Here is a 23,184-nt window from a genome sequence, read left to right on the forward strand (position 1 = left end):
GGGATTCCAAATCCCCTTTTTTTAAAAAGGAGGTTTAAAGATGGCTGTAATGTCGCTAAGAGAGAAAGATGCAAGGTTTGGTTGGAAATTAGTACTACCAACGGTTATAATTATAGCTTTGTTAATTTTATACCCCGTATTTTATAATATATATTTAAGTTTTTTTGAGGTATCAATTTCAGATGCCCCAAACAAATTTGTTGGACTACAAAATTATAAGGAAATTTTAACTGATTCATCTTTTTGGAAATCTTTTGGTATTACCCTTTTATTTACATTTACAACTGTTATAGGAAGTATTCTCCTGGGGTTAGGTGTAGCTTTATTAATGAATAGAGAATTTCCCGGAAGAGGTATTGTAAGGGCATTATTGTTATTACCATATGTTACACCGTTGATAGCAATAGTGTTTGCATGGAAATATATTTTTTTGCCAATCGATGGACCTTTAATGAAATTTTTAGCATATTTTGGAATGGATCCAGGTAATGATTTTGTAAACAATCCAAATAATGCTTTTTGGGTTGTTTCAATATTTAATATCTGGAGAAATTTTCCATTTGTTTATTTAATGCTATTATCAAGATTACAATCAATTAATTCGGACTATTACGAAGCTGCAGAAATAGATGGAGCTAGCAATTGGCAGAAATTCGTTCATATAACTTTACCAGAGTTATACTTTGTTATTGCTTCTGTAGCATTATTAAGAGGAATATGGAATTTCTATAAATTTGATGAGGTATACCTTATGTCTAAATTTGCCAATACCTTGCCTATATATATATACGAAAAAGCTTTCACTGGAGTTCCTGAACAGGGTGTTGCTGCTGCTATAGCAACCATTTTATTTGTTATTATGATTTCATTAATAGGTATATACGTAAAGAAGGTGTTAAAATGGTAAAGAAAAAAAGCTTTTTAAGAACTCTTGGATTTTGGACTTTAATTGCTGCTTTAGTCATTTTTGTTACATATCCGTTTGCCTGGATGGTATCTGTATCCTTTAGATATGACACTGATGCTTTTGAACCCGGAATCATCCCCAAAAGGCCAACACTTGATACATATGCTATTCTTTTAGGATTCAAGAAATCAGTTCGTGAAGAGTTGAGTAATGAACAACAACAGTTGTTGGAAATTATAAAAACTTTACCTGAAGAGCAACAAGCAGCTGTATTAGCTCAAATTAAAGCTCAAAGAAAAAAGAATCTTTCCCATTTTTAAGATTTTTTAGAAACAGTTTGTTATTAGCAGGATTAAGTGCTTTTGTGAGCTTAATATTATCCATATTTGGTGCTTATGCGTTTAGTAGAATAGATTTTAAAGGAAGAGGATCAATACAACGTGGTGTATTAATTGTATACCTTTTTGGAGGTACAATATTAGCTGTTCCTTTATATCAAATTTTCGTTAAAATCGGTTTAACATCATCAGGAATATCTTCTGCTTTTGCTTTATTTGTTATTTATATTGTTCAAACTATACCTGTTTCACTTTACATGCTTGGAAATTATTTTAGAACTATACCAAGATCAATAGAAGAAGCAGCAATTATTGATGGAACGAGTAGAATGGGAGTTATCACAAAAATAATAATTCCTTTATCTTTACCTGCTATAATTACTGTATATATATATGCGTTTATGATTGCATGGAATGAATTCTTATTCGCATCTATATTTGTAAGACCATTCCCGGAATTTTATACATTACCATTGGGATTAAACGAAATATTCAATTCTGAACATGCAATATGGGCAAAAATGATGGCAGCTTCAGTAGTTACTGCTGTTCCTGTTGTTATAATGTTTATGATGATGGAAAAATATTTAACAGGTGGATTAACCGCCGGTGGTGTAAAAGAATAAGAGGTGATTTTTATGATTATTAACAAAATTAAGGGAATTTACAACTCATTAACCAAAAGAGAAAAAAAAGTAGCTGATTATATTATCGAAAGAGCTCCGGACGTAATTCACTATAGTATTACTGAATTGGCTAATTGGTCTGAAGTAAGCGAAACTACAGTATATAGAGTAATAAAAAATTGGGATTTACAGGATATCAGGATTTTAAAATTACACTTGCTAAAGAATTATCGGAGCCATCTTTTAAAGAAACTGGTGAAGAAGATCTTTTTTCTAATTTTCATAATAAAATTTGCAATAGTTTAAATATTATTTACAAAAATCTAAACAAAGATCTTTTAAATAAAGTCGCTGATAGAATATTACAATCTGAAAAATTAATATTTTTCGCTGTAGGTAGATCTTTTCCTGTAGCCCTTGATAGCTCTTTAAAATTTGCTGCTCTGGGATTACCTGCTGCAGCTTATTCGGATCCACATATGCAGGTAATCGTAGGTGCAAATTTAAGCGAAAAAGATACTGTTATATCAATTAGCCATTCGGGATATATTAGAGATGTTTTTAAATCCACACAAATTGCAAAGGATGCTGGTGCTTATACAGTAGCAATAACCTCCGGAGTAGATTCACCATTAAGTATGGTTGTACATGACGTGATCTATACCACACCAAGCGATCCTTCTGAAAATGAATTTACACATGACAGAATTGGAGAAATGTATATTATTGAATTATTATACAATATTGTTGTTTCAAAAAAATTTAGCGATGAACATTTTGATAAATTAAAAGATGTTATAAAACCAAAGAAATTTTAAAAGAGGTGTTTATAATGAACAAAAAAATATATGAAAAACTAAAGTTTTTATATTCAAATGAAGCAGAAGAAGTATATAATAAATTGATGAATTTAATAGAAAGATATAAAATTTCAGATAAAGATATTGATTTAACAGAAAAGGATGTTATTTTAATTACATATGGTGATTCAATAAAAAAAGAAGGAGAAAAACCTTTACATACTTTACATAAATTTTTAAATGATCATGTTAAAGATATTATTAATACTGTACATATACTTCCATTTTTCCCATATTCATCAGATGATGGTTTTTCTGTAATAGATTATAAAAAAGTAAATCCAGAACTTGGTAATTGGGAGGATATTGAAAGATTATCAAAAGATTATAATTTAATGTTTGATGCGGTGATAAATCATATTTCCAAGCAGAGCGAATGGTTTAAAGAATACTTAAAAGGAAATCCAAAATATAAAAATTATTTTATTGAACAGGAACCTGTGGAAGAATTAAAAAAAGTAACAAGACCCAGAGCTTTACCATTATTGCATGTATATGAAACAAAAGACGGAAAAAAATATATCTGGACTACATTTAGTGAAGATCAAATTGATTTAAATTATAAATCTACAGATTTATTCCTGGAAATAGTTGAAATATTATTGTTTTATGCTAAAAAAGGAGCGAAACTAATTAGATTAGATGCAATTGGATATTTGTGGAAAGAGTTAGGAACTACCTGCATCCACTTAGAACAAACACATAAAATGATACAGTTATTCAGAGATATACTTGACTTAACTGCAAAAGATGTAATTTTAATAACAGAGACAAATGTACCACATAAGGAAAATATATCTTATTTTGGCGATGGATATAACGAAGCACAGATGGTATATAATTTTTCACTTCCACCTTTAGTTTTACATTCTTTTTATCAAAGAATGCTTATTATATTTCACATTGGGCAAACACATTAGAAACACCAAGTGATAAAACAACGTTTTTTAATTTCTTAGCTTCACATGATGGAATAGGCTTAATGCCTGCAAAAGGCATATTAAAAGATGAAGAGATAGATTATTTAGTTGAACACACCTTAAAAAATAAAGGATTAGTTTCATATAAAAGTAATCCGGATGGTTCAAAATCACCATATGAATTAAATATAAATTACTTCGATGCATTATACGAAGAAAGTGAAGAAATGGAATTAAATATACGAAAATTTGTTTCTGCCTATGCAATAGCATCCGCAATGAAAGGAGTACCGGGTATATATATTCATAGCTTATTGGGATCCAGAAATTATTATGAGGGTGTAAAAAGAACTGGAATGAATAGAACTATCAATAGGGAAAAATTAGACTATGATAAACTTGAAAAAGAGATAAATAACCCTGAGTCATTAAGACATAAGATTTTTAACGCTATGAAGAATATGTTAAAAATTAGAACCGCACATAAAGCCTTTAATCCAAAAGCAAAACAAAAAGTTTTATTCTTAGACGATAGAGTATTCTCTTTTATCAGAGAATATGAGAATGAAAAGCTATTAGTGTTAACAAATGTCTCAAATGAAAAAATAACATTAGAATTAGAAAATACTCTTTCCGAAAGTCCAATAGACTTATTATCCAATAAATCAATTGAAGTAAATAATAATAAATTAATTATTAGATTAAAACCTTATGAGACTCTCTGGATAAAATAAATTAGCCCAAATAGGGGCTTTATTTTTATTTGAGAAGGTATACTTATAATTTGTAATACCGCCAGAGATATGATAAAATTTTCCTGAAAGGCGGTGTTAAAGTGAAAAATATTACAGATTTTTTTAAAGAACAAAAAATAAATTTTGACACACAAAGATTATATAAAAACAATAATCAAAAAATTGCAGTAATGTGTTATGCCGAAAATGAAGAAAATGAGATATTAATGCTTGAAAGAATTAAAGAACCTTTTTCAGGATATCTTGTTCCCCAGGAGGTAAAGTTGAAGAGAATGAAGATATAATAAAAGCCATTAAAAGGGAGTTCATGGAAGAAACTGGCTTTGAATTGAAGAATATAAGATTAAAAGTTTTTACCTCGGAAGAAGGGCCTAAACATTACAATTGGATATTGTTTATATTTTTAGCAGATATAAAAAGGATAAATTGAACTATTGCAACGAAGGAATATTAAAATGGGTGAAAAAAGATAAATTATTAGAAGAAAATCTTACCGATATTGATAAAAAGATTATTCCATATTTATATGAAAATGAAGGAATATACTTTATAGAAATTAATTATAACGAAAACAAAAAAGCAGAAATCATAAATATAGACAAAGTACAAGATAAAATAATAAAATAATATTCGCTCATCCGGTGAAAATTCTTATTCTTTAAAAATAGACTAAAAATAAAACTCATTCAGACGCTTGATTGCTTTTCTGAAAAAATCATTCATTCTCAGCCGCCGCTCAGATTTTACATCCTGCAAAAGCTTCGCTCAAAAAAACGTCCTGTTTTTTTGTCGGCTTTCATTCATGATTTTTTCAGGCAATCCGCGAGTCTTCATTCGTTTTATTTTTTTATTCTATTAAATATCTTTTGGAATTTTCAAGGACTTGCTCATATTATTTTTCTTATTTTATTTTATCGACAATCTGTACAGAATTGTCAGGTTTAAATTATATTTCTCTAAACTCTTTAATTCCAAGTCTTACTGATGCTATTATTAAAGCAGATAATAGTATTAATGCTCCGATTATTTGTTTTATCGTCATTGTTTCTCCTAAAAACAGATATGCAGATAACATTGCAAAAATAGGTTCTCCAACGAAAATAAAAGCTGTTGTATTAGTTGAAACAACTTTCTGATATTTTAATTGAATTAATGTTGCAAAGGTGGAAGCCAATGCCGCTGTAAAAAAAGCCGTTCCTATCATTGGAAGAGTTATGTTTACAGGTTTTGTAAATGCCAATACTCCATTTAATACAGCAACAACTAAAAATTGATACCCTAATAATGATGTTTCTTCTACTATTTTAGAGTATTTTGTAATATATACCATCGATAATGCAAAGGCTACAGCACATATAAATGTAAGAATGTCACCTAAATTAATTCCATGAATTCCACCCGATAAAAAGTATGAACCAATAGCTGCCAGAGGTAATGCAATTAAATGATTTATGCGTGGCTTTTCTTTTTCTACTAAATAAGAAAATAATGGAGTCAAAACTATATATAATGAAGTAATAAAACCACTTTTGATGCAGTTGTTAATGTTAACCCAATTGTTTGGGTAATAAATCCTAAAGCTATAAATAAACCTATTATGGCACCATACTTAAAATTTTGTTTCTTCCAGATTAAAAAAGATAACAATGATGCTATTGCAAACCTAATTGTTAGAAAAATATATACATCGTCTCCTCCAACTGTTACCTTCACTAAAGGAAATGTGCTTCCCAGATAAATGTAACAAGTAATAACAAAAAATATGCTTTAAACATTTTATCCCCCATTTAATATTTCGTATTACTAATTATTTTATCATTTTTCTTTTTGGATGTCAAAAAAATGTTATAATAGAAACAAGAAATAACGGGGTGAAATTATGGCATCAAAAGTTTATTTTACTGATTTAAGAACAAGACCTGGTATGAATCTACTTGATAAATTAGAACGTTTGGTAAAAAAAGCAGGAATTGAAAATATAGATTTTAAAGAAAAATTTGTCGCTATTAAAATTCATTTTGGAGAACCAGGAAATCTTGCATATATAAGACCTAATTATGCTGCAAGAATTGCAAAGATTATCAAAGAATTGGGTGGAAGGCCTTTCCTAACTGATGCTAATACTCTATACACCGGAAGAAGATCAAATGCATTAGACCATTTAGAAAGTGCATATGAAAATGGTTTTAATCCATTAGCTGTGGGCTGTCATGTTGTTATAGCAGATGGAATAAAAGGAACTGATTATACTGAAATCCCTATAAACCTGGAATATTGTAAAACCGCAAAAATCGGAACTGCTATTGTGGATAGCGATGTAATTATTGCTATGTCTCATTTTAAAGGGCATGAACAGGCTGGTTTTGGCGGAACATTAAAAAATCTCGGAATGGGGTGTGCTTCACGTGGTGGAAAATTAGAGTTACACTCTACCTCTCAACCAAAAATTGTAGAAAAAAATTGCGTTGGTTGTGGTATTTGCGTTAAAAATTGTGCTCACGATGCTATTCATTTAAATGAAAACAAAATTGCCTATATTGATTATGACAAATGCGTTGGTTGCGGGCAATGTGTTGCGGTTTGTCAATATAATGCAGCTCAGGTTGTATGGGATGAATCTTCCGAGATTATGAATAAAAAAATTGCAGAATATACATATGCAATTGTTAAGGATAAACCTGCTTTTTATATCAACTTTATTATGAATGTCTCTCCAGATTGTGATTGTTGGTCCAATAATGATTATCCATTAATTCCTGACATTGGTATTGCTGCTTCATTTGATCCGGTTGCGCTGGATACAGCAAGCGTTGATTTGGTTAAAAACGCACCTGTTTTACCTGGAAGTAAAATATACAAAGATCACACACATGATTTTGTAGGGGAGGATAAATTTAAATTTGTTCATCCAAATGCAGATTGGGAAGCTGGATTAAATCACGCAGAAAAAATCGGTTTGGGTACTAAAGATTACGAGTTAATAGAAGTAAAATAAAGCAGCCAAAAGGCTGCTTTATTACATTAATTTATGTTCCCCGTATAATAATGGTGTATCAGTTTTTAATATTTCTTGATTTATAACTTCACCAATATATATTACATGATCACCAGCATCGGCTTTATTTACAATTTTACATTCAAAAAATGCTACAATATTTTTAATCTTTGGAATTCCGTTTTTTGTTAATTCGAAATCCACATTTTCAAATTTATTAACATTTCTGCCACTTTTACTACCAAATAATTTTGCTAAATCTTTTTGTTCTTTCGATAATATACATACACCAAATTTATCAATATTTTCTAATAACTCATACGAATATCTTTGTTTTCCAATAGAAATTGCTATCATTGGAGGTTTTATGGATACCCTTGTAATCCAAGCAACCGTTATTCCATTTAAAGTACCATTAGAGTTTATAGTAACAATTGAGACAACATTATATATTTTCCCCAATGCATCCATATTTTCTCTCCTAGTTTCAAAAGTATCTTTCAGCATTTTTATTAGTTATTATCTCCCATCATATTTTTTAAAGTTGTTTTTATTTCGTCTACCGCTTTTTGAGATTCTGCTTTTATTTTTTCATCATTTGTAGTATCTATTATTTTTTCAAATGCTCTAAGCATTTTTTCTAATTCAGGCTGTATTACATCTTTAGGTTGTGAAGAAATGTATTGTTTTATATATTGATAATATGTGTAATTATATTCAAAGGAAATTTGAGGATCATCTGGATTTAATTGATATAATCTTATCAATGTATCCATATCTTTATTTTTCATATACATCTCTTTAAGTATGTTGAACTCTTTTGTTTTTAATCCTTCTTCATATTTTTTAGTTGCTTCTATATCAATTGGCTTTGTAAATAATTCCGGATACATAATTTTGGCATAATACAAATTTTCTAAATCTTTTTTCAATGCCGTTTTTTTATCTTTTACTTTCTCATCTTTAATATTTGATAATTCTGATTCAAGAGCATCAATTTTATCACTTATTTGTTTATCTGTCATATTAATATATTCACTGTTTTTATATTTTGAAATAAGAGTGCTTAATTCAACCATTTCTGGTAAAGTGCTATCCAATTCCTTAACTAAACCCAAATAACTAATTTTCCATAATTCTGGTGCATTCGGATTTGATCTAATTGCATCATATAGCTTCTTTTCAATATCCATTTTATCTTCTAAAGTTTTTGCCTTTTCAATTCTATCTTCATATATTAGAGGTTCATATTTTATGGCATAACTAAAATCTTTTGAGTAATTCATATACCATTTATATAATTTATTATTTTTTATTTCATCTTTTAAAGAAGCCATTAATTTAGAATCATTCTCAATATCTTCAACGGAGTTATATACTTTTTTCCCTTCAACTTTAATTATATGATAGCCATAATTTGATTTTACTGGACCAACTATTTCCCCAACTTTTGCATTATATGCTGCATTGAAATATTCTGGAACAATTTGACTTCTTGTTACCCAATCCATTTTCCACCATTTTTAGCTGATTGTGTATCAATAGAATACTTTTTAGCTGCATCCTCAAATGAGATTTGACCACTTTTTATTTCTTTTAATATCTTATTTGCTGTAGCTTCATCTGTAACCAATATATGTTTTGTTAAAACTTTTTCATTTTTTTCTTTTATGTCATTAAAATTATTTTTTACATAATCATCTAATTCTTTTTCAGTTACTGTTCCAATTGTTGAATCTACATATTTATAATATTCTCCTGTAGATAAAGCATCTCTTAAATATTGTTTAAGTTTTTCTTCTGAACCAAAATAATTAATAATCTGCTCTTTTGTTTGAGGATTGCTTAAATATTGGGAAGCTAAGTCTTCCACTTTTTGATTTATTTTATCCATATCTATAGTATATCCGTTTTCCTTTGCATAATATTCAAGAATCTTATAATTCAATATATCTTTTATTGTTGATAACATATAATATGGTTCCTTCATCTTATCATATTGCTGACCACTCTGCTGTAAGGAATTAATTCTATTCATATATTCAATTTCAAACCTTTTGTCATCTAAAGAATAGTTTTCCAAAACCTTACCATCTTTTGTCAAATACCCAACTATTTCTGAAAAAGCAAAAACACTAAATACAACTAATAGTAAAACTAAAACTATTTTTCTCATACTACACCTCCAAATTTAGATATCTATTTTTGATTTAAATTTATTCTCGTTCATTTTTGAAATAGGAACTACATTAAATAAACTTTCATTAAAACACATTGTTAAATCCTTATCTAAGCCCATTTTCTTCAATTTTTGTGCGTGAATAGAATATTGTAATATTCTTGTGTGAGGTATATTTGCCAGATTAAGAGCAATATATGATTCATCATTAAAATATGTAATGTCCTGTTTTGATAATACATTTAAAATTCTTCCTGCAGTAAATGCATCTTCCAGAGATACCTTACCATCCGTTCCACTACAAATTATTCCTATATCATCTATTTTCTTTGTGATTAAATATTGCAAAACAGCTTTTAAATTTATTAATGATGCCGCAATAGTTATTCCTTTAGAATTAGCTAATAATAACGATTTAGAACCGTTCGTAGTACACAATATAATTTTTTTATTTTTAAAATATGCTGCATTTTTTAATATTTCAGAAGGCGAATTAGAATAATCAAAACCAGAAATTTTTAGCGCTCCTCTTTCACCCAATAATAATGTATTTTCTTTCTTTAATTCAAAAGCTTTTTCTGGTTCAGATACTATAGTAACGCTCTCACATCCAACAGACAGCGCTGTAGCTATAGTAGATGTAGCTCTTAATGTATCAATAACTATATAATATTTATGATTTTCAATACTTTCTTCTGGTAAAAAATAGGTATATAACCTCATAATTCTTCCTCCACAGTTTTAGGATGAATTAATCTCTCTAAATCCAAATGCCATGTTTCATTTAAATTCAATAATCTTATATATTTTTCTGTATATTCTAATGTTGTAACGGATGCATTATCTAATATAAAATTCCTATGCTGGTTAAGGGTAAATTTAATACCCAGCAAATTACAGTTCTTAATAATAAAGCATGTGAAACCACAACAACATCATCTTCATTTTCATTGATGATTTTTTTTAAAGCTCTTACTCCTCTTTGTTGTATTTCGGCGAGTGATTCAACACCTTCTACAAATGCCCAGGGATCTTTTGACCATGTTTCAAATTCCTTTGAAAACTTATTTTTTACATCGTTAATATTATATCCATTCCATAATGAAACCTGTGCTTCTTTTAAATCATCGATAATTATTGGTTGAATGTTAATGTTCTCAGCTATTGGCAACGCTGTTTTATATGCTCTTTTTAATGGCGATGAATAAACTTTTATATAATGTTCCCTTTTAAACCTTCCAGCAAGATTATGTGCTTGTTTTAAACCTATTTCATTTAATTCTATATCAACATTCCCCTGCCATTTCCTATGTAAATTCCAATCTGTCATACCATGGCGCACCAGATATAATTTCAAAAAATTCCCTCCTTAACCTATTAAATATTCTATCATATTTCTGTAATTTTTGTATACATATTTTTAATTTTTCCTTTATCATATTCTCCGGGCGTATTTTTCACATGAGATGATAACATTACTTCATTAACAAATAGTTCCAATTCTTCATTTGTAAAATCAATATTAAATTCATATACTCCCATATCTTTTAAGAATACAAAGAATTTATCTAATGTTCCAAATATATCTTTAATTATTTTTGTCTTTTCTGGAGAATATTTTTCTACTTCTTCTGCTATTAATGGTAAAAACATAGCTGTAGCTTGACCATGTCTTATGCCTTTATGAATTGTAATTCTATATCCCAATGAATGTGGAAGAATCGTTCCTGTTTGTGCTATAACCATCCCAGCTAATGTTGAAGCAATTGCCAATTTTTCTCTATATTCTATATTTTCTAAATCATTTAATACTTTCGGTAAGTATTCATATATTAATCTAATAGATTCTTTAGCAAGCATATCTGATAAAGGTGTAGATTTTTTAGAAAGAGTTCCCTCAACTGCATGAGATAAAGCATCAACTGCTGTTGTGAGCGTTAAAGCTTTGCTAATCTTAACCATATATTTTGGATCTAAATAAGAAATATCAGGGAAAATTAATTCACTCTTGAAACCACTCTTTCTACCATTTGGTTTTGTCAAAACTGCAAATGGTGTTACTTCACTTCCCGTTCCAGCAGTTGTTGGTACGGCTACAATAGGTAAAGCAACATCATAATTATTCATATCAAACAAATCATCAGGTGTTAGCTCTGGATTCGCTGTTAATACAGCTATAGCCTTTCCAGCATCCATTGGGCTACCGCCACCTATTGCTATAACGAAATCGCATTCATTACTCAAAGCAATCTCTTTTCCTTTTAAAACCATTTCATACGTTGGATTTTCTCCAATCCCATCATAATGAATATATGGAATTTTCAATTCTTCAAGAACGGATATTACATCGTCTAAAGCTCCTGTAAGCTTTGCAGAATTTTTACCTGTAACTATAATCGCTTTTTCACCTAATACAATCTCTTCTTTATGTTGAAAAATTATATCTTTACCATAATATAATTTTGTTGGCATATAATATAACATTTTAACCACTCCCTTTCACATATTTTGATTCTTATAAACTTCGTTTTTATAAAAATACATTTAAAAAGACTAAATTGATTGTTTATAAAAAATTTTTTATTTTATACTACTTCTATTATAATAAAAAAATTCATAAATATCAAATACTCTTAATTTTTATTTTTTATTGACATATTATTATTTTATTGGTATAATAATAGCAATAATTTTATAATAATACCCCTGCATGTGAAAAAAATAATTTTCATAGAAAGGAGTGATATTATAGTAATTTCAGAATCCTGGATTTTTTTCATTTTTGTTTTTAGTATTTCATGGTTTTCATGGTTATGGATAATATTATTAAATTGGAATGTTTTTACTTTTCCTGCAATACTTTTTGGAGCTTTAGGACTATTAGGACCGGCTATTGCTGAATTTATTTTAATTTATAAGAAACATAATAAATATGAATGGAAAGATTATTTATCTAGAATATTTGATGTTAAACGAATTGGCGCTGTATGGTATTGCATTATTTTATTCACATTTCCTTTAATAAATATCACTGCAAATATTTTAGCAATGTATTTTAATAAAAGTCCTTTACCCAAATTTGAAATAATAGAAAATTTCATATCTAATCCTTCAAAATTTTTCCCATTTATTATATTTATCCTTATTTATGGTCCTTTACCTGAAGAATTAGGTTGGCGTGGTTATGCTCTTGATAAGCTTCAGGAAAGACATAGCGCATTTTTATCCAGTGTTATTATTGGTGTTTTATGGTCAATATGGCATATTCCTCTTTTTTTATGAAAGGTCAATGGCAGCATGATGTATTAAAATTTGGAACTATTGATTTTTGGATTTTTATTTTTAGTCCTATTATATTATCTTTTTTATTTACATGGATATATAATAATACAAATAGAAGTACTTTATCAGCTATACTTTTTCATTTTATGTGCAATTTTACGGGATATATTATTCCTCTCTCGTCAGCAGGAAAAATCTACAATTTTTTATTGATTTTTGTTCTTTCAATACTGATAATTATTATATACAAACCAAAAACTTTAACTTTCAATAAAAATATATATTATAAATATCGAAGGGAGACTTAAGCATGTATTTACAAAAATCATCTATAACACTTAATTATAAAGCTATAGAACCTATGTTGAATGTTTTTCAAGCAATACGTAATTCTAATAACATAAATACTATTAAAGAACTTCTCAAAAAAATTTTATCTACATCTGAATATCAAATTTGTGAAGAACAATATAGAATAGAAAAAAAACAAATCACTTTAGATGAATTTAAAAATTTTATATTAAGCTTTTCAAGTAATTCCAAAGAGACTCAAGATAATAAAAGATTATTATTTTTAAAAAAATATTATATAGATGCTATTAATAATTTAGAAAAATACAAAAATGCTTTAAATAAAATTAAATTTATATCCAATGATGATATAAAAGAAGCTTTAAATATAGCTCTTTATTGGCTGCCAGGTAATATAAATTTGGATGTCGAAGTATTAATTTTATTCGATATTGGCGGTGGAGCATGGGCTTATAAATCAAAATCTGGAAAATATTATACCGCTTTTAATATATTATTCTTGTTAGATGATCAAGGACATTTTGACAAAGATATGTTTCTTTTAACTTTAGCCCATGAATTGCATCATCTTGGAATACCACTTAATACTTATCTTAAGTCTATTAATTATGAAACTTTATCTGACACACATCCTTTAAAACTATATTCTGATTTTTTTTATTCAATTATAAAAGAAGGTATGGCACAAAAATTTTGCAGTAATGCCCCAACAAATTTTTCTCTAAAGCCATATCCTGAAAAAAAATTTGCTGCATTAAAAAGAGTAGAAAAGACGTGGCTCTGTTTTATGAAAGAGTTCAAAGATATTCATAAACACGCAATTCAAGACTTACAAAATATTGTTGATGGAAACATAACTGATATATCTAAATTTTGGAAAGATTATTCAAACTACTGGACATGGAAAGCAGGGCAAATTGAAAATAAAGACATTAGCTTAGGTAGAAGATACTATTATGGTTCTGAGATTTTAGGATTAATTAATGCTGGTATGGGAAGAACTGCTTTATTTGAGGTTATGTTTGATTTTAGAAAACTTTTATTCCTTTATAATAAATCTTTAAAAAAATTACATCCTGATTTATACGATAAATATAAATTTCCGGAAGCCCTGGTTGAAATGATTAAAAATTTATGAATTTAGGAGTTCATATGAACTCCTAAGGAAGAACATTATTTTATAACTCTGTTTAAAATTTCAATATATGAATATTTCTTATTTTGATAAATAAAATATTCTTCGTTATGAAATGAAATATTTGAATTTTCCAGCAATTTCAAATTCTTTTTCTTAAAACCTATAAAATTCGATTTAAATTTTATAGGCACAACTAAGTCAGGAAAATTTTTCATAATATCTTCTGCTATCTTTGTTCTAACAAGATCTCCAAATGAATCATGATATGGACCTGCCACTACATTTTCCCTTTCTTTTCCATATAAACAAATCCCTAATCTTATAACTTTTTTCCCGGATGCCTCAATAATTTCTGTCATTTTAGCTACCTTATCAATTGCAATATCAAGTGTTTCAGGAATATATTCTCCATTTTTATACATTTTTTCAAGGGTTGAATTTTTCAATACTACCGTAGGATGTATTCTAACGCTTTTTGCTTTCAGCATCGTTGTTATAATAGCAGATGTTATATCTTTATTATATGAACTCTCAGGTAATCCTGTCATTAAATGAACTCCATAATCCATATTATGTTTTTCCAACAAATCAATTGCATTCCATACATCATTTAAATTATGTGGCCTATTAGCAGCGTTTAAAATATCATCAAAAAATGACTGTATGCCTATTTCTATGAAATTAATTGTATAGTTTTTTAATATATTTATTTTTTCTTCTGTAATCTCTTCTGGTGATGTGGAAAAACGTATACCAAAAGCTTTTTTCTGATTAATTTTTTTTTCTGCCCAATTTAAATAATATTTCATTTTTTCAGTTTCCATACCTGTAAATGTTGCCCCGTAAAAAGCAATATAAGGATTAACTTTTTCTGGAAAATAACTAATATATTTTTCAAACGTTTCATCTAAATTTTTTATATCTGGTTTTTCCCTTATACCTGTAGCAGAATATTCATTACAAAAGACACATATTTTTTTACATCCTGCATGTGGAATAAAGATAGGAATGATATATTCTCTCGACACACTTCCACCTCTCACACTTACACAAATCCGGCGGCCTAGTTCCCGCCGGATTCAATATATTATAAAAATAAAATATAAAAAATGTATCAAATATTATTTTACAATTTATCTAAAATCTAAACCGGTGGATACTAATCCACCGGTTTTATATTATTATTACTTTTCTAAGCCTATTAATTTTTTTACAAAATTTGGTAATGCAAAAGATGCAACATGAATTTCTTCATTGTAATATTTTAATGTATCTTTCTTCTCAAAATTTCTAACCTTTTCAGGATCGAAATCTTTTAATGGATCTAATACTTTTGAAGCAAATGTATAACTCCACATTCCTGATGGATATGTTGTCATGAATCCCATGTATACTTTAGTTACAGGAAATGCACTTTTAATTCTATTATATGCAATTCCAACCCATGCTCTATCATAGAATGGATCTTCTGTTTCAGCAGAGAACACTCCATTTTCTGTCAAAGCATTATTACATGCTTTATAGAAATCTTCTGTAAATAAGTGTCCTCCTTCTCCAGCAGTTGGATCTGTTGAATCTACAATAATTACATCAAAATAATTTTCAAATTGTCTTACATATTCAGCACCATTTTCATTTACTATTTTTAATTTTGGATTATTAAATTCTACGCTTGTAGTTGGTAAATAATTTCTTGCTGCTTCAATAACCATTGGATCAATTTCACATAAAATTACTTCCTCAACTGATGGATGCTTTAATACTTCTCTTGTTGATCCACCGTCTCCTCCACCAATAACCAATACTCTTTTTGGATTTGGATGAATAAACATTGGTACATGAACCAACATTTCATGATACATAAATTCATCTACTTCTGTAGTCATTGTAATTCCATCTAAGGAAAATACTCTTCCCAATTCAGGGTTTTCAAAAACATCTACTCTTTGATATTCACTTTGTCCAGAAAATAATATCTTGTTCATTTTCATAAATAATCCTACATCGCCACCTGTATACCATTCCATATATAATAAATGTCTTCCTGGTTCCAAATTCTTTTCCATTTCTATCCCTCCTTAAGCTTCCACTTTATGTGGTGAATTTTCATCTATTCCTATTTCTTCATAAACGCCTCTTAAATGTTCTATTGTTTGCGCTCTTTGAGAATTAAATTCCCTTTTTAAAAATTCAAAACTCTTCCATGGATCCACATGATCTCCACATGTATAAATATCAACTGAAGCATAACCATATTCAGGCCATGTATGAATAGCAAAATGTGATTCTGAAACAATAACAGCTCCACTTACCCCATGGGGCAAAAATCTGTGGAAAGTAGATGTTACTATAGTTGCTCCCGATTCTATAGAAGCCTTTTTCATTAATTCTTCTATTTTATCTACATCGTCTAAAATATCTTTATCACACTCATAAAATTCTGCTATAATATGTCTTCCTAATGATTTTGCCATTTACAACCCTCCCATGGTATTTTTATTGTATTTCAATCCATAATACTCTGGCTTTTTTCTTTTTACTGGAATTCTTTATATAATGTATTTTATCTGCCTTAAAATAAAAAGCATCTCCTGTTTTCGCTTTATATTTAACATCATCCAGCCATAATTCTATATTACCCTCTAATATGTATCCAAATTCAGAACCTTCATGATAGTTCTCCTCTTCTGTTTGAGCCATTGGTTCAAGCTCTACAATTATTGGTTCAATCTTTTTTACTTCAGTATCAGTCATTAACAATTCTTCTTTTATACCATCAGGAGTATCATATATTGGAACTCTTTCATTTTTTTTGTATATAACCTTTTTTTCTTCAAAATCAGAAAAAAACTCTTTAAGATTTGTTCCTAATGCTCTTAAAATCATTTCCAAACTTTCGAGAGTCGGAGAAGTTAAATCTCTTTCTAATTGTGATATAAATCCTCTCGTTAAATCCGCCCTAACGGCTAATTCTTCTTGTGTTAATCCCTCGAAAGCCTTAATTTTTTCAGCTTTTCCCCTATTTTCATAATATCACCTGTATTTTTAAAGTATCTTTTATGTATTTTATATTAAACTTATAAAATATTTATAGAAAAACACTTATAGAAACATTATTCTTTTATGCTCTTTTCAAAAAGACATTTTTCCACACTTCAATGAACATTATAATAAACAATACGTTTATTATTATAATCTTTTTTTCTTTCATTGTCAACAAATGTTCTTATCAAAAACGTATTTTTAATATTAAAGTTTTTTTACACCTGTGCTTTTGTTTTTAAAAGAAATTAATGTTATAATTGAATTAGACGATATTAATTATGAGCTATGTCAGGAGGTATGTTTTTATGGACAATATAAAAATTAAGGTAATTTATGAATCAGATAATCAAACATTTGAAAGAGAATTTTCAAAAGATCAGTTTAATAACTTTAATGAATTAGTTAATTTTTTTCAAACAGAAAAAGTTAATTCGGTATTAACCGGGATGAAGATAAACGGAAAAGAAATTCCTATGAAATTTTATGATGAAATCAAAAATGCTTTTTTTGAAGGTGGAGAAGAAATAGTACTGACATTTGATGATTTATATGGTTTAGTAAAAAAACTGCTTTTAGAAGGTGAGCAATACATTTCAAAAATAGAAAATTCTTTGAGTACAATTTCAAAAGAAGTTATGTTAAATACCAAAGAAGGTCATAAGATGATTAAAGCATTAGCAGAAGGATTACAAGCTATGAATACAATATTATCTCAGGCATCAAAAGTTTTAAATAAAACATTTATAACTGACGAAGAAATGGAAAAGCAAAAAAGTATATTGGAAAAAATTACAGAATCTCAAAGCATTTCTGATAATGTAGAAATCTCTGATATAATCGACTATGAATTTACCGAATTGTTAGATATCTTTAAAAAAGCATTTGAAAGGGCTATAAACGAAATCGATTAAGCGAGGTGGTGAGCTTTATGTATCAACCAAACAATTTCCAAAATGCTAATAACAGATATGTTGAAAGCATGGTAAAAACCGCAAGCCCTGCAAAATTAGTTGAATTACTATACTTAAACTCAATAGAAAGATTAAATAGAGCCATGAATATGATTAAAAACAAAAAAATAGCCGAGGCTCATAATCAGATCGTAAGAGTTGAAGATATAATTATGGAATTAAATCTCTCTTTGGATATGGAAAAAGGGGGCGAAATTTCAAAAAATTTAAGAGCATTATATAATTATATGTATAGGCGTTTATTAGAAGCAAATTTAAATAAAGATATTGAAATATTAGAGGAAATAAAAATTTTATTAAATACTTTATTAGAAGCATGGCGTGAAGCAATGAAGCAGGCAGGAGATATAATTAAACAGCAGGTTAATCAGCCTACAAGAAAAGGATTAGATATTTCCACATAATTTAAACTGGCTTTGTGCCAGTTTTATTTTTTTGTGATATAATTGTAATGAGAAGCAAAGGGGGATATTATGGAATTTAAAAAAGCAAGCGAAATTCCTAAAGTTGCTATTGTAGATTTAGTTAATCAAACATTTAAAGATTATACCGTACCAATTAATTGGACAATAACATCTTTTGAATATGATGTTAGAGAAAATTCAATTTCATTAGAAGATTCATATATTGTCTTTGAAAATGAAAAACCTATTGGTTTTTCTTTGGTTTCCATAAGAGGTACAAGGGAAGAATAGACGCTTTTGGTTTTTTAAAAGAATATAGATTAAAGGGATATGGCTCAGAACTACTTTATTATACACTTGAAAAAATGAAATGGAAAGGCATTACAAAAGTAACTCTAGAAGTTGTAGACACAGAACTTAGCGCAAAAAAATTTTATAAAAAACATGGATTTAAAGAAAAAAGGATATTGGATAGTTTTATCAAATACCTGGATAAAACTAAAGAATCAAAATTCAAATATGTAAAAACAGATTATAAATATATACATGATAGAGCTGTAGAAGCCTTGCATTATATTGGAAGAAACCCTAACTGGCAAAGAGAACCAAAAACATTGGAATTATCAAAAGATAGGTATCAAATGGAAAGAATCACACAAAAAGGTTTTACTATTGGATATGTTGTATGGGAACAACAAAAGAAGGCGCTTTTATAGTTGATATTTCTCCTATTATCGATATTACAAGATATGATGAAATTTTAGAAGATTTATTAAATAGGTTTGCTGAATTGAATTTTAAAAATGTTACTATAGTTTCTTTACCTGAAAACGATCCGTTGTATCCACTAATAGAAAAATATAATTTTAATCCTTTTTTAAGACAGGTAGAAATGGAGAAAAGAATACATTAAAAAGCGCAGTTTTTTAACTGCGCTTTTGCCACTCTCTTCTCAATATACCCATTATGATTTCATCATGATATTTTCCTTCTCTAAAAATTTGTTCTCTTAATACACCTTCAACTTTAAACCCAACTTTTTCATATGATCTTATTGCTCTTTTATTAAAACTAAAGACATGTAATTTAACCTTATTTATATTCATTTCATCAAATATAAAATTCACTAATAATTTCATTGCTTCTGTTCCATAACCATTATTCAAAAAAGGTTTTCCTAAAAAGATTCCACAGTTGCTACGGAATTTTTCCAATCTACTTCATTTATTCCACATCCACCTATATATTCACCATTCTCTATTAATTCAATTGCAAAATCATAATTCCCTTTACCCATTGGATTTATATTTTCATACCATTTTTCTTCATCTTCTTTTTTAAAAGGAAATGGAATCCCTGGTGTTAAATTCTTTTTTACTTCATATTCATTAATATACTTTAATGCTTTATCTAAATCATCTTTACGATATGCTCTTAATCTTATTAATTTCCCCTCTAACATGAAATCCCTCCCTAACCGTTTTTAATAAAAATACAAATATTTGAGAATATTATAACAAATTATATCTCCTAATGTCAATTATAAATATTGATTTATTGAAGTTGGTATGAAATTAATAATAACAAATTATAAAATTTCATAATAAATCGAGAAAAGACTCGAAATTTGCCTGATAAAATCATGAATGTAGCTGTTAAAATCCTAAGGATGGGATTTTAAGCGAAGCAACACACGATGTGTTGTCTGAGCGACAGCTGAAAATGAATGATTTTATCAGATCAGCAAATGAGCGTCTGATCGAGATTTATTATGCAAATTTTATAATATGTTTTATTTTAATAAATCAATATTATTAACAATACAGGATTATAATATTAAAAAATATTGTAGTATTATATGTTATAATATATCAGAAAAACTTTGGGGAGTGGTTTTATGATTTTTGATACTATTGCAGCAATATCTTCACCTTTAGGAACAGGAGCTATTTCTGTAATAAGACTAACCGGAAAAAACGTTTTACAGGTTATAACTGATCTCTTTAATATCAATAATCCAGAACCAAAAAAAATGTACTATGGTTGGATTAAAGAAAAAGAGGATGTTATAGATGAAGTAACATGGGTATATCATAAAGGTCCAAAAAGTTATACTGGTGAAGATATGCTTGAAATATTTGGTCATGGTGGGATCTTAGTTACAAGAAAAATCCTGAATATTATTTTATCAAAAAATGTAAGAGAAGCATTACCTGGAGAATTTTCTAAAAGAGCCGTTATAAATAAAAAAATGGATTTAGTAAAAGCCGAGGCTATTAATGAATTAATACATGCAAATTCCGAGTACGCTTTAAAAGCAGCTGCAAACCAAATGGACGGAAAACTTTCAGAAAAAATACAAATGCTAAAAAAAGAGTTATTCAATATTGCTGCAAGAATTGAGGTAGAAATGGATTATCCTGATGACTTTGAAGTAGATAATTTTGAATTTCTTAATTCTCTAAACTCTATAAAAGATGAATTAGAATATTTATACGAAAATGCTGATAATGGTATCTCTGCCATAGAAGGAATAAAAATGGCTATTGTCGGAAAACCAAATGCTGGGAAATCTACATTATTAAATGCTTTACTAAGAAAAGACAGAGCTATAGTAACTGATATCCCTGGAACTACAAGAGATACCATAGAAGAAAATTTGAATATTCATGGCATTTATATAAAATCAATAGATACTGCTGGAATAAGGGAAACCGATGATGTTGTAGAAAAAATTGGTGTAGAAAGGTCTTTAAAAGCCATTGAACAGTCAAAGTTGGTATTATTTGTATTGGATAATTCAACTGGAATAGAAGATTATGATATAGAAATATATGAAAAAATTAAAAATCTAAATAAGGATATTATTATAGTAATAAATAAATCCGACCTTAAAAATAAAGATAATTTTGAAATCCCATGGAAAAATCATGATATTGTTAGAATATCAGCAGCTACAGGAAATATTAAAAATCTTGAGGACTTAATCTATGATAAACTAAAAAATACAGTTACTACAAATGAATTTACACTTACAAACGAAAGACAAAAGCGAGCTGTTAAAAAAGCTATTGATTCTGTAATAAAAGCTATTGAAGGAATTGAATTGGGTCTTACAAATGATGCAATAATGTTTGATGTAAGAAAGGCTATTGAGGGCTAAATGAATTAACAGGTGAAGATTATACAGAAACATTATTAGACAACATATTTGGAAATTTCTGTGTAGGAAAGTAGGTGTGAATTATGAATTATACAATATTATCTATTTTATTTGGATTAATCCCTTAGCTCAATTATTTATCAAAGGATGGCTATTTTTTGGAATTTCATTAATTGCATTTATTGTTTTTTATCAAATATTAAAGTCAAAAGGAAAACAGGTCTTTTCATTTTTATCTGCTACAATAATAGGAAGTGAAGCCATAGCACTACTTTTTGGATTTACGAATTTCTTTATTCTCTTTTATCTTTTAGTTGTTTCTGGTATCTTTTTAGTTGCTGCTAACGAAGAAAAAAAGGTGGATATATTAAGAGAATATATAAATACAAATAATATGAATTCTCAAAAATGGGACTATTACCATTTATTTTTTGGACGTGGAGAAATTTCTTCTATAGAAGAAGTAGGAAAATTAATTCCTTCTATTCTGGCAATAGGAGAAAATAATATAGCATATTCTGTAAAAATGCCTAATGGAGACTATTATAATCAAATTATTCCAATTAAAAATATAAACTCATATGATCTTTACGACATTAAAGGTAAACAGGAATTATATTATGTAAAAATACAGGACTTATTCCTGCCTAATAGAAGATTAAGAACTTTGCATAAACCTTATTTAGAAAGTTTTTGTTTAACTATTTCAACAAAAGATGGAGAGCTTATATCCTTTTATGAAGAGCCAGACATACTCCAAAAAATAATAATAAAATTGGATGAAATATAACTTGTAAAAATCTTGAAATATTTTTTTACTTGACTGGTAATGATTTTTGTGGTATTATAATTCTCGGACATCTGATGAAGATGAATGAGTCGGAGCGTAGCGCAGATGGTAGCGCGCCGGTCTTGGGAACCGGAGGTCGCTGGTTCGATCCCAGTCGCTCCGACCAGAAGGTGGCGAACTTTCATGTGCGGCTGTAGTTCAATTGGTAGAACACTGGCCTTCCAAGCCAGGGGTTGCGAGTTCGAGTCTCGTCGGCCGCTCCAGCGCCCATAGCTCAATAGGATAGAGCATTGGATTTCTAATCCAAGGGTTGGGGTTCGAGTCCCTCTGGGCGCGCCACCTTTTTTTATTTAGAGATGGTGGCATTAGTTCAGTGGTAGAACGCCTGACTGTGGATCAGGATGTCGTGGGTTCAAATCCCACATGCCACCCCAACAAAAGAGGAACCAAGTTTATTGGTTCCTCTTTTTTTAAAATTATATTTCGTTTATACGAAAAT

General features: G+C 28.6%; 28 protein-coding genes, 4 tRNA genes and 4 pseudogenes. 24 read left to right on the forward strand and 12 right to left on the reverse strand.

The genetic code is table 11. From position 1 onward, the window contains the following. Positions 1-40: 40 nt before the first annotated feature. From DJ007_RS07520 to DJ007_RS15815, 10 genes and pseudogenes are all read left to right on the forward strand, one after another. On the forward strand, positions 41-907 hold the full coding sequence (locus DJ007_RS07520) for a carbohydrate ABC transporter permease (protein WP_129409067.1): 867 nt from the start codon (positions 41-43) through the stop codon (positions 905-907). Then, positions 901-1,227, forward strand: coding sequence for an ABC transporter permease family protein (locus DJ007_RS17510; RefSeq protein WP_240739379.1), 327 nt, complete (start codon positions 901-903; stop codon positions 1,225-1,227). Before DJ007_RS07520 ends, DJ007_RS17510 begins: the two co-directional genes overlap by 7 nt. A 17-nt stretch (positions 1,228-1,244) precedes the next feature. Further along, positions 1,245-1,871 carry a carbohydrate ABC transporter permease gene (locus tag DJ007_RS17515; protein WP_240739380.1) on the forward strand — a complete coding sequence of 209 codons (627 nt, stop codon included), beginning with the start codon at positions 1,245-1,247 and terminating at the stop codon, positions 1,869-1,871. Between the two features lie 12 nt (positions 1,872-1,883). Beyond that, positions 1,884-2,042: pseudogene (locus DJ007_RS20150) on the forward strand (MurR/RpiR family transcriptional regulator); the annotation flags it as partial. Positions 2,043-2,050: 8 nt separating this feature from the next. Next, a complete protein-coding gene (locus tag DJ007_RS07530) occupies positions 2,051-2,689 on the forward strand; it encodes a MurR/RpiR family transcriptional regulator (RefSeq protein ID WP_206076211.1) in 639 nt (212 codons plus the stop codon). Between the two features lie 14 nt (positions 2,690-2,703). After that, a complete protein-coding gene (locus DJ007_RS15795) occupies positions 2,704-3,651 on the forward strand; it encodes an alpha-amylase family glycosyl hydrolase (protein ID WP_206076212.1) in 948 nt (315 codons plus the stop codon). 62 nt (positions 3,652-3,713) lie between these two features. After that, the gene (locus tag DJ007_RS15800; protein WP_206076213.1) at positions 3,714-4,385 is read left to right on the forward strand and encodes an alpha-glucosidase C-terminal domain-containing protein; all 672 of its coding nucleotides are present in this window, start codon (positions 3,714-3,716) and stop codon (positions 4,383-4,385) included. Between the two features lie 101 nt (positions 4,386-4,486). Then, complete coding sequence (locus DJ007_RS15805; protein ID WP_206076214.1) at positions 4,487-4,690, forward strand: NUDIX hydrolase; 204 nt, start codon at positions 4,487-4,489, stop codon at positions 4,688-4,690. Between the two features lie 8 nt (positions 4,691-4,698). After that, complete coding sequence (locus DJ007_RS15810) at positions 4,699-4,836, forward strand: NUDIX hydrolase (RefSeq protein ID WP_240739434.1); 138 nt, start codon at positions 4,699-4,701, stop codon at positions 4,834-4,836. A 29-nt stretch (positions 4,837-4,865) separates the two neighbouring features. Then, a complete protein-coding gene (locus DJ007_RS15815; protein WP_206076215.1) occupies positions 4,866-5,033 on the forward strand; it encodes a hypothetical protein in 168 nt (55 codons plus the stop codon). 319 nt (positions 5,034-5,352) lie between these two features. Here the strand turns inward: DJ007_RS15815 and DJ007_RS07545 are convergent, their stop codons facing one another. Together DJ007_RS07545 and DJ007_RS07550 are read right to left on the reverse strand one after the other, a co-directional pair. After that, positions 5,353-5,904 (reverse strand): DMT family transporter, encoded by a 552-nt coding sequence (locus DJ007_RS07545; protein WP_165974069.1) that lies wholly within the window; start codon positions 5,902-5,904, stop codon positions 5,353-5,355. A 2-nt stretch (positions 5,905-5,906) separates the two neighbouring features. Then, positions 5,907-6,119 (reverse strand): hypothetical protein, encoded by a 213-nt coding sequence (locus DJ007_RS07550; RefSeq protein ID WP_129409069.1) that lies wholly within the window; start codon positions 6,117-6,119, stop codon positions 5,907-5,909. A 163-nt stretch (positions 6,120-6,282) separates the two neighbouring features. On the opposite strand from DJ007_RS07550, the gene DJ007_RS07555 reads away from it, so the two are divergent. After that, complete coding sequence (locus tag DJ007_RS07555) at positions 6,283-7,401, forward strand: DUF362 domain-containing protein (protein WP_129409070.1); 1,119 nt, start codon at positions 6,283-6,285, stop codon at positions 7,399-7,401. A 21-nt stretch (positions 7,402-7,422) separates the two neighbouring features. Here the strand turns inward: DJ007_RS07555 and DJ007_RS07560 are convergent, their stop codons facing one another. From DJ007_RS07560 to DJ007_RS07585, 5 genes and pseudogenes are all read right to left on the reverse strand, one after another. Beyond that, positions 7,423-7,872 carry a flavin reductase family protein gene (locus DJ007_RS07560; protein ID WP_129409071.1) on the reverse strand — a complete coding sequence of 150 codons (450 nt, stop codon included), beginning with the start codon at positions 7,870-7,872 and terminating at the stop codon, positions 7,423-7,425. A gap of 41 nt (positions 7,873-7,913) precedes the next feature. After that, positions 7,914-9,577: pseudogene (locus DJ007_RS20155) on the reverse strand (foldase protein PrsA). Positions 9,578-9,592: 15 nt separating this feature from the next. Further along, on the reverse strand, positions 9,593-10,303 hold the full coding sequence (locus tag DJ007_RS07575; protein WP_129409074.1) for a 2-phosphosulfolactate phosphatase: 711 nt from the start codon (positions 10,301-10,303) through the stop codon (positions 9,593-9,595). Between the two features lie 121 nt (positions 10,304-10,424). Next, positions 10,425-10,937, reverse strand: a complete 513-nt coding sequence (locus DJ007_RS07580; RefSeq protein WP_129409075.1) for a histidine phosphatase family protein — start codon at positions 10,935-10,937, stop codon at positions 10,425-10,427. A gap of 32 nt (positions 10,938-10,969) precedes the next feature. Then, a complete protein-coding gene (locus tag DJ007_RS07585) occupies positions 10,970-12,064 on the reverse strand; it encodes an iron-containing alcohol dehydrogenase family protein (protein ID WP_129409076.1) in 1,095 nt (364 codons plus the stop codon). Between the two features lie 228 nt (positions 12,065-12,292). Between DJ007_RS07585 and DJ007_RS07590 the strand changes: the two genes are divergently transcribed. Together DJ007_RS07590 and DJ007_RS07595 are read left to right on the forward strand one after the other, a co-directional pair. After that, positions 12,293-12,862, forward strand: coding sequence for a CPBP family intramembrane glutamic endopeptidase (locus DJ007_RS07590; RefSeq protein ID WP_129409077.1), 570 nt, complete (start codon positions 12,293-12,295; stop codon positions 12,860-12,862). Positions 12,863-13,172: 310 nt separating this feature from the next. Beyond that, complete coding sequence (locus tag DJ007_RS07595; protein ID WP_129409078.1) at positions 13,173-14,312, forward strand: DUF5700 domain-containing putative Zn-dependent protease; 1,140 nt, start codon at positions 13,173-13,175, stop codon at positions 14,310-14,312. 35 nt (positions 14,313-14,347) lie between these two features. Here the strand turns inward: DJ007_RS07595 and DJ007_RS07600 are convergent, their stop codons facing one another. The 4 genes and pseudogenes from DJ007_RS07600 to DJ007_RS07615 all read right to left on the reverse strand — a co-directional run bounded on the left by DJ007_RS07600 (position 14,348) and on the right by DJ007_RS07615 (position 17,341). Further along, complete coding sequence (locus DJ007_RS07600; protein ID WP_129409079.1) at positions 14,348-15,340, reverse strand: elongator complex protein 3; 993 nt, start codon at positions 15,338-15,340, stop codon at positions 14,348-14,350. A 156-nt stretch (positions 15,341-15,496) separates the two neighbouring features. Further along, complete coding sequence (speE, locus tag DJ007_RS07605; protein WP_129409080.1) at positions 15,497-16,378, reverse strand: polyamine aminopropyltransferase; 882 nt, start codon at positions 16,376-16,378, stop codon at positions 15,497-15,499. Between the two features lie 12 nt (positions 16,379-16,390). After that, positions 16,391-16,786, reverse strand: a complete 396-nt coding sequence (speD, locus tag DJ007_RS07610) for an adenosylmethionine decarboxylase (RefSeq protein ID WP_129409081.1) — start codon at positions 16,784-16,786, stop codon at positions 16,391-16,393. A gap of 22 nt (positions 16,787-16,808) precedes the next feature. Then, positions 16,809-17,341, reverse strand: a pseudogene (locus DJ007_RS07615) (cupin domain-containing protein). A 321-nt stretch (positions 17,342-17,662) separates the two neighbouring features. On the opposite strand from DJ007_RS07615, the gene DJ007_RS07620 reads away from it, so the two are divergent. The 5 genes from DJ007_RS07620 to DJ007_RS07640 all read left to right on the forward strand — a co-directional run bounded on the left by DJ007_RS07620 (position 17,663) and on the right by DJ007_RS07640 (position 19,645). Next, entirely contained in the window at positions 17,663-18,268 is a 606-nt protein-coding gene (locus DJ007_RS07620; RefSeq protein WP_129409082.1) for a DUF8042 domain-containing protein, read from the forward strand. A gap of 17 nt (positions 18,269-18,285) precedes the next feature. Beyond that, the gene (gene fliS, locus DJ007_RS07625; protein ID WP_129409083.1) at positions 18,286-18,732 is read left to right on the forward strand and encodes a flagellar export chaperone FliS; all 447 of its coding nucleotides are present in this window, start codon (positions 18,286-18,288) and stop codon (positions 18,730-18,732) included. Between the two features lie 69 nt (positions 18,733-18,801). Continuing rightward, the gene (locus DJ007_RS07630; protein ID WP_129409084.1) at positions 18,802-19,023 is read left to right on the forward strand and encodes a hypothetical protein; all 222 of its coding nucleotides are present in this window, start codon (positions 18,802-18,804) and stop codon (positions 19,021-19,023) included. Then, positions 19,020-19,448: a GNAT family N-acetyltransferase gene (locus DJ007_RS07635; protein ID WP_129409085.1), complete on the forward strand. Its 429-nt coding sequence runs from the start codon at positions 19,020-19,022 to the stop codon at positions 19,446-19,448. The genes DJ007_RS07630 and DJ007_RS07635 overlap by 4 nt, the downstream gene beginning before the upstream one ends. After that, a complete protein-coding gene (locus DJ007_RS07640) occupies positions 19,418-19,645 on the forward strand; it encodes a hypothetical protein (RefSeq protein WP_129409086.1) in 228 nt (75 codons plus the stop codon). The genes DJ007_RS07635 and DJ007_RS07640 overlap by 31 nt, the downstream gene beginning before the upstream one ends. Before the next feature lie 13 nt (positions 19,646-19,658). On the opposite strand, the pseudogene DJ007_RS20160 reads toward DJ007_RS07640, so the two are convergent. Further along, positions 19,659-20,194 (reverse strand): annotated as a pseudogene (locus DJ007_RS20160) (GNAT family N-acetyltransferase). A 435-nt stretch (positions 20,195-20,629) separates the two neighbouring features. Here DJ007_RS20160 and mnmE point away from each other — a divergent pair. The 6 genes from mnmE (at position 20,630) to DJ007_RS07675 (ending at position 23,119) form a co-directional block, all read left to right on the forward strand. Further along, positions 20,630-21,895, forward strand: coding sequence for a tRNA uridine-5-carboxymethylaminomethyl(34) synthesis GTPase MnmE (mnmE, locus tag DJ007_RS07650; RefSeq protein WP_240739382.1), 1,266 nt, complete (start codon positions 20,630-20,632; stop codon positions 21,893-21,895). A gap of 76 nt (positions 21,896-21,971) precedes the next feature. Beyond that, positions 21,972-22,685, forward strand: a complete 714-nt coding sequence (locus DJ007_RS07655; RefSeq protein WP_129409087.1) for a hypothetical protein — start codon at positions 21,972-21,974, stop codon at positions 22,683-22,685. Between the two features lie 90 nt (positions 22,686-22,775). Then, a tRNA-Pro gene (locus tag DJ007_RS07660) sits at positions 22,776-22,851 on the forward strand. Positions 22,852-22,872: 21 nt separating this feature from the next. Next, positions 22,873-22,948: transfer RNA gene (locus DJ007_RS07665), tRNA-Gly, on the forward strand. Beyond that, positions 22,949-23,024, forward strand: a tRNA-Arg gene (locus DJ007_RS07670). A 20-nt stretch (positions 23,025-23,044) separates the two neighbouring features. Then, positions 23,045-23,119, forward strand: a tRNA-His gene (locus DJ007_RS07675). Positions 23,120-23,184: the final 65 nt, after the last annotated feature.

This window comes from Marinitoga lauensis, from assembly GCF_004135675.1.
In the GTDB taxonomy this organism is placed as follows: domain Bacteria; phylum Thermotogota; class Thermotogae; order Petrotogales; family Petrotogaceae; genus Marinitoga; species Marinitoga lauensis.